Origin of the sequence: Flavobacterium sp. FlaQc-48 (assembly GCF_044007335.1) — a bacterium.
Lineage (GTDB): Bacteria > Bacteroidota > Bacteroidia > Flavobacteriales > Flavobacteriaceae > Flavobacterium.
Genome location: NZ_JBIPCR010000009.1, coordinates 258774 through 266446, shown reverse-complemented (window position 1 = coordinate 266446; position 7673 = coordinate 258774). Strand labels below are relative to the sequence as shown.

Here is a 7673-nt window from a genome sequence, read left to right as displayed (position 1 = left end):
AATTCTTTGTCAATTTTCCGTTTACTTTTATTTCTGAATTTTTATCCAACGGCAATTTTATTGTTGCATTAAATCCCTAAAGGGATAATTGATTTAAAATTCCGTTTTTCCGCGTCTTCGCTTTAGCGAATCTGTGTCATCCGTGTGTCATTTATATTGTACATTCTATTGTATATTTTCCTGAACCTAAATTTAAATTCTTTGTCAATTTTCCGTTTACTTTTATTTCTGAATTTTTATCCACCGGCAATTTTATTGTTGCCGAAGTATTCACAGGAATTTCAACTTTTAGAATTAATTTTCCGTCTTTCTTTTCCCAGTCCGAAGCAATAGTTCCGTAAATCGATTGGTACGTTGCTTTTACAAAAGTCATATCGCCCACAATTTCCGGCTGAATAAAGAAATGTTTGAAACCCGGGTTTTTATGATCTGCCACAATTCCGGCTAAACTTTGATAGAACCATTCTTCAATTTGTCCCAACATAAAATGATTCCACGAATTTCCTTTTCTGGGATCCCACTGCTCTGTTAAAGTGGTTAAACCAAATTTGATCTGAAAGCCATATCCCGGTGCATCATAATGATTGTTCATTTTATACATCGTTTCGTTTTCACCATTTTGAGCCAAAGTCTGGAATAAATAACGGTTTCCAACATCACCTGTTGTTAATCTGTCGCCTTTTGCTTTTATATCTGCCAGTAAATTTTGCATTACTGCAGCCTTGTATTGCGGTTCTACGATATCCATATAAACGGGAACGGCATTACTAAACTGGCTATTGGTTCCGTATTGTTTGGTTTCAGGATTGAAAAACTCCTTGTTGAAAGCATTTTTTATATCAGAAGTCAACGTTTCATATTTAGTAAAATCATCCGTTTTGTTTAACAATTTCGCTGCTTTTGCCACCAAACTTGCTCCATAAAAATAATGAGAAGTTGCCGAAAGTGCAACCGGACTATTTTTTGAATACCCCGCAGCATGTGTTCCGTAATCGTACCAGTCGCCTAATCCGTGCGAAACAATATGATTGGTTGCTTTTGTTCCTAAATAATCGACATATTTTTTCATTACAGGATAATATTTCCCGATTAAGGAAGCATCACCGTAATATTGGTAATACATCCACGGCAGAATTACTCCCGTTACACCCCATTCCGGCGAATCTGTAAAATCGCCTCCAAAAACAACATATTCAGGAACGATACTTGGAATTAAACCATTTTCTCGCTGCGAATCTGAGATGTTTTGCATCGTCGACGGAATATAACTTTCCAGATTGTAATTGAACATTAATCCCGGGCCGTTTAAATGAATTTCTTCTAACCAGCCTAATTTTTCGCGTTGCGGGCAATCGGTAAAAACACTCTGAAAATTACTTTTTATGGAATTGTTGATCAATTCATGTGTTTTATTGAAAATGGTATTCGAAGATTCAAAAGTTCCTGCTTCTCCCGCCGAATTATAAATAAAATTGGACTTTAAATCTACTAAGGTTGGCAGATTTTCATTTTTCGTTTTTTTGTAATTGATGTTCTCAATCTGAACATACTGAAATCCATAGTAGCTAAATTTTGGCTGCCATTCTTCTACACCATTCCCTTTTAAGGTATAGTCATAATAATAGGGTTTTCCCGATCTTCCCTGCCCTACAGTTCCATCATCATTTAAACCTTCACCCACCCAGACACGAACGGTCTGACCTTTCTTTCCTTTGACTTTTATGGTTGTAAATCCTGAAAGATTTTGTCCCATATTAAAAACATAAAAATTAGGTTTCAGTTCTTTAACAGAAGCAACATTATAGTGTTTCTGAATCGTAATGGGCGGTGCCGTTTGTGCTCTTAAAACTCCTTTTGGTGCTTCCTGAACCACCACTTTTTTCCAATCTGAATCATTGAATCCAGCTTCGTTCCAGCCTTTTTGTTCTAAATTGGCGTTGTAATCTTCTCCTCCAAAAAGACTGTTGTATGTAATGGGGCTTTTACTGTATTTCCAGCTTTCATCGGACTTTATTACATCCTCGGAACCGTCTTTGTAAACCACTTTCATTTTTAGAAATAAAGTTGGCGGGCCAAAACTCACAAAAAACTTGGTATATCGTTCGGCAAGTGTATTATACATTCCGTTTCCCAGAAGAACGCCAATTACATTTTCGCCGTTTTTCAGTTCTTTAGCGCTTAATTCATAGGTATTATAATTAACCGTTTTGTCGTAATCTGTCCATAAAGGAGCGAACTCGCTATTGCCTATTTTCTTTCCGTTAATCGTTAGTTCGTAATGTCCAAGGCCCGAAACATATACTTCTGCTTCTTTAATTTCTTTTGCAACCGTAAATGGTTTACGAAGCATAATACTTCTGCGTGACAAAGAATCTGAAGCGTTAATTATGGCATCTTTCTTTTGTCTGTTAAAAGTGGCCGTATGGTAATTTCTTCCTTCCGGTAAATGACTATTCGCTTTTGTAATAGCTCCAATCCAGGTTGGATTCAAAGTTGTGTCTAAAGGGGCAATTCTGAAAAATGCGGTTGTACTCCATTTAGAAATTTTGCCTGCCTGATTCCAGACTTTAACCTTCCAGAAGTATTTAGTTTCAGCTTTTAAAGGGCTTCCTCCATACACGATCTGTAAATTTTTATCTGAATTTACTCGTCCACTGTTCCAAATATCACTTTGGTCATTTTTTAACTTTTCTTCAGAAGAGGCAACCAAAACCTGATAACCAATTTGTGAGGCATTGGATTCTTTTGAAACCAATTGCCAGCTTAATCTCGGCTGATTTTGAACCACGGCTAATGGGTTCTGAGCCATTTCTGTTGTTAGATGTACAGGCAAAATTTGCCCTTTAGAAACCAGAGTTACTAAAAGACAAATAGCTACTACTATATTTTTGAAATTCTTCATTTCTTATTGTTGAGATTTTGAACGCGGATGACACGGATCTACTTCGTAAAAACGCAGATAAAAACGGATTTTTTCATTGTACTATTTAGATAAAGAATCCGCATCAATCTTCATCTTCGCTTTAGCGAATCCGTTTCATCCGCGTTTTATTTTATAACTTTTTCGTAATCAACGACTGGATATTAAATACCGCTTCGGGGATTAGTTTTCCGGTTTGGGGCAGATCATCATAATCGTCTGTGTCCGGTTCTGTATCCGGGTTTGGAGAATATCTTTGTTCGCCTGTACGGAACATAATGCGTTCAAAACCCTCTACCGGAGCGTAAAAGATTCTTGTTGACTCTTTTTCGTTGTTTACTTTTATGGTATAAGAACGTGTTTTAACATTTAGTTTCACGTTTACTTTGTATTCTTTTCCGGCTTCGTATTTGGCGATGGTATTCGAGCGGGCCCCGGTTTTTGTTTTCAATTGTCCATCTGAATCAAAAGTCAGTCTTACAGCAGGTAATCCTTGCTTGTTTTGAAATTCAACCTGTAACAAACCGTGATTGTTTTGTTCCGGTTTAACGGTGAAAGTTACTTCCATTTTTTCGGCAAACGGAATAACACGCTCTGCACGGGAATAATCAAAATAATCCTGATCTCTTAAAGTCAGCCATTTTTTACCATCTGATTTCTTCTCTATTTTGGTGGAAGCCCAGGATAAATCGTAAGTATTCCATAATTTTAATTCTTGTCCGTCAGGAAGTTCGTTAAACGTATCATTTACATCTTCCGTAACTTTAGCAACTACCGGAACCGGAATCGACGCTACCCAAATATCTTCTTTGTTCATACTGTAACTCACCCAAAGTTTTCCGTCGGGCGGAGTTCCGTCGCCTTCTGAAATTCCCCTTACATATTGCGGACCGGCAGATTTGTAGTTCCCACCATAACGCATCGGGCTTATTTCGCCGTGAACCAATAATAGATCTTTATAATTTAATCCATCGTCACTGGTTGAAATTGCCAAAGGCCAACGGTATTCTGACGGATTATAAACGGTAGCATAACGATTATCTGATGTTTTTTGTCCCCAGATTTTAGCGTTGCTGTTTACGAAACCGGGAGCACGAACTGGCATATATTCCCATGATTTTCCGCCGTCTTTGCTTATAGATGTTAAGGCATGTTTCCATAAACCCACTACATCTCCGTTTGGCAAATGATAAGAACTAAGGGCTTTATAGGGTTTCTTTAACGGAATCAATTCGTCATCTCTATCTGCTTCTTCAACCCATTGTTGTAAAATTAAAGGATCTGAAAGGATTTCTTCGCATGCTTTTTTCAAACCTTTGTCTTTTGCCCGGGTATAAAAAGGAAAAGCCGATTTTGATTTGTCCCACGATTTATTGTATCTGATGAAATAAATTTCGCCAAAACTTCCGTCTTTTTTGATTTCACGAATCACACGTCCAATTCCTTTTCCGTCGTTCGGATCGTCTTTTTCATCCATTGCAATTCCGTAATACGCCAAAGCAAAAAGTCGTTTGTCTTTTGAAGTATAAAAACCCATTCTTTGGTGCATAATAGCATCCAGATTTTTGGCAACTCCTTCTACGCCTTCTTTTTTCCATCCGTCGGGAATATGATAAACAGGAAAAATTACTTTTGGCATTTTCCAGGTCACACCATCTTTTGAAGTCATAATGACGGTCTGGCTTGGCGGAATGTGTTCTCCCGCAGGATCACTCAGATACTGAAGATAAAAGGTATCATTCCAGTATGCCATTGTAGGCTGATGATTGTAAGTCCAGCCAAAACCATCTGCTTTTTCAGGATGTTCACGGCTGGCACGCATAATTTGTGTAGCGTGAACTCCAACTGCCGGACTTAACTGCCCGTGATGATAATCGACATTTGAAAGGGTTTTACCAACATAACGCACGGTGTCGTTCTGGGCATTTACAGCGGTACAAATCAATAGAATTGTGGCTGTAGTTAAGATATTGGTTTTTATGTTTTGGAAAGTAATCATTTTTATTTTATTTTTATCTTCCTGATCTGCTAAATCTGCTAGAGTAAATTTTTTCACGCAGATTTAGCAGATTAGGAAGATGTTTTATTTTTACATTTTACCATTGATTTCACAGATTTAAATAGATTTTTCTAATTTTTAATTAGTGAAATCTGTGTTTTATTTTCTATCAGTTAATCCTTTTAAAACTTCTTCAGAAATTGTGGTGATCGTTCCGTGTTTGTGTCCTTCGGGAAGGCTTATTTTTGAGGAAACATCTTCAAAATGAACAAAATCTGAAGTACTTAATGCTTTATAATTTTTTGAGCCGTAATTGTCATAATACAACAACCAATTTTTACCGACTTTAACTACCGTTGGCCCTTCTGATAAATACTCCGTCAAGGGTTCTGATCTTTTACCGAATGGCCCTAAAGGCGATGTACCAAATGCTACTTCAATTTTACGCATTGGTCTTGTATTGTCTTTTAAAACCAAAACGTAGTCCTTTTTACCTTTCTTTACAATGACACAGTCGATTACGCTAAAACCCGGATCGTAATATAATTTGGCATCTGAGAACGTCCTAAAATCTTTTGTAGCTACATAATACATTCTGTGATTGTTCTTTTCTTCTTCTACTCCTTTTTCAAATCGGAACGGAATTGTGGAGGCCCAAATAATGATGTATTCTCTTTTGACATCATCATAGAAAATTTCTGGTGCCCAAACGTTTACTACTTCCGGTTCATTTTTCATCACCGGAATGTATTCCTGCTTTGACCAATGCATCAAATCTTTAGAACTGGCATATCCAAAACCGTTTCCGCCTTTCCAGTCTGTTGTCCAAACCATGTGATAGGTTCCGTCTGCGCCTTTTGCAATCGACGGATCACGCATTATTTTGCTTGCACCAATTTCGGGTTTCAAAAAAGATCCTTCAAGGCCCTTCCAGTTGTAACCGTCTTCACTATAGGCTAAATACAAACCTTCTGTTGCCGGTTCTCTAAACGATGTAAAAAGATAAATGTCTTTCTTTTTCTGCGAGTAACTCATCGCAAAAACGAAAAGGGTTATGATGATGACTATTTTTTTCATGTTGTATCTCGTTTAAACTTGTCAAAGTTTCGAACTTTGACAAAGTTGACTCACCAATTTTTATTCTGTAATGGCTTTTTTATCTAAAGCTGTTCCTTTTTTAACTGCTGTTGTTACGTTGTTAAATACATTATTTTTAAGGAAGATATTTTTTGTTTCTTTTCCATTGGCTTCAATGAAAACATCCGTTGCATTAAATGGAAAATTATTATTGATCATCATATTCGAAACATTATCCAGTTTGATCACCGGAACTCCCTTTATTGGTGTAGATGAACCAACGTTATCTAAAATGATATTTTTTGAATCGGATATTTTAAAAGAGGAACCCATTGAGGCGTTTACTTTTACATCATGAAATTCAACGTCCGTTGCTGTGCTTACCGTAAAACCTTCATTTCCATCCATATTGATATTGGAGAAGGTAATATTTTGAATGGGCATTTCGGTAATTCCTAAAATTTGTCCGGCTTTGTTTACATTTGAACCCGTAATATTACTCATGTGAATATTTCTGAAAATAGGGGTTTTCTCCGTTACGGGTTCTACTTTGGTATCTTTGTCATAAAAAAGGCTCAGCACGATGGCTTCTTCTTTAATGTTTTTCATTACAATATTATCGACACGAATATCTTCTACAATACCGCCACGACCACGAGCTGCTTTGATACGGATTCCGCGATCTGTTCCGTCAAAAACGCAATTTGAAATCGTTACTTTTTTAATTCCGCCGGACATTTCGCTTCCAATCACCACACCGCCGTGACCGCTTAACATGGTACAATTGGTAATTGTAACATTTTCTGTTGGCCGGTTATATTTACGGCCGTCCTCATCTCTACCCGATTTGATCGTAATACAATCATCTCCAACACTAATATGACAATTCGAAATGTGAACATTTTTGCAGGATGAGGGATTGATTCCGTCTGTATTTGGCGAATGCGGGTTGAAAATTGAAATTCCTGTTACCGTTACATTATCACAAAACTCTGGATTTATGGTCCAGAACGGAGAATTTTGAAATGTAACTCCTTCGATTAAGATGTTTTTACAATTATAAGCCTGAAAAAAAGAGGGTCTGAAAAATTTCTTGTCAATCGTTCTTTTATAATAATCTGAATAAACAATTCCCTTGTTTTGCTCTTCCCACATTTTCTGGTATTTCGTCAACGGAATTGGTCCTTTTGCCGTTTCAATGCGGTAGACTTCATTCCACCATGCTTTTCCCTGACCGTCGATTACACCTCTTCCTTTGATGGTGATATTCTCTGCATCTTTGGCATAAAATAATGGCGAAAAAGATTGCATTACCAATCCTTCATAACGCATTTCTACATAAGGCAAATAATCATCGAAATTATCTGAAAATTTCAAAAGTGCTCCGGAATCTAAATGAATCGTAATGTTACTTTTTAGTTTTAGTGCTCCTGTTAAATATTCTCCGGCAGGGAAAAAGAGGGTTCCACCCCCATTTTTAGATGCTTTTTCAATTGCATTCTGAATGGCTTCAGTACATTTTATGCCTTTGTTATTTCCTCCTTCGTTTAGGATATTTAACCAGCCGTCATTCGCGAAAGCAGTGTTGAATCCTGTGATGAAGCAGAGTATGATTAGTATGTTTTTCATTGTTGTTGTTTTTCTCATTTTTGTCATTTCGACCAAGGAAACCCAAGC

At 37.1% G+C, this 7673-nt stretch carries 4 protein-coding genes; all 4 read right to left on the bottom strand.

Features of this window, described 5'->3' with window-relative positions:
• Window positions 1-151: 151 nt before the first annotated feature.
• Complete coding sequence (locus ACHRWY_RS15945) at window positions 152-2902, bottom strand: glycoside hydrolase family 78 protein (protein ID WP_395355994.1); 2751 nt, start codon at window positions 2900-2902, stop codon at window positions 152-154.
• A 151-nt stretch (window positions 2903-3053) separates the two neighbouring features.
• Window positions 3054-4976, bottom strand: a complete 1923-nt coding sequence (locus tag ACHRWY_RS15940; RefSeq protein ID WP_395355992.1) for a six-hairpin glycosidase — start codon at window positions 4974-4976, stop codon at window positions 3054-3056.
• A 102-nt stretch (window positions 4977-5078) separates the two neighbouring features.
• Window positions 5079-5996 (bottom strand): glycoside hydrolase family 43 protein, encoded by a 918-nt coding sequence (locus ACHRWY_RS15935; RefSeq protein WP_395355991.1) that lies wholly within the window; start codon window positions 5994-5996, stop codon window positions 5079-5081.
• 60 nt (window positions 5997-6056) lie between these two features.
• Window positions 6057-7625: a glycoside hydrolase family 28 protein gene (locus ACHRWY_RS15930; RefSeq protein WP_395355989.1), complete on the bottom strand. Its 1569-nt coding sequence runs from the start codon at window positions 7623-7625 to the stop codon at window positions 6057-6059.
• Window positions 7626-7673: the final 48 nt, after the last annotated feature.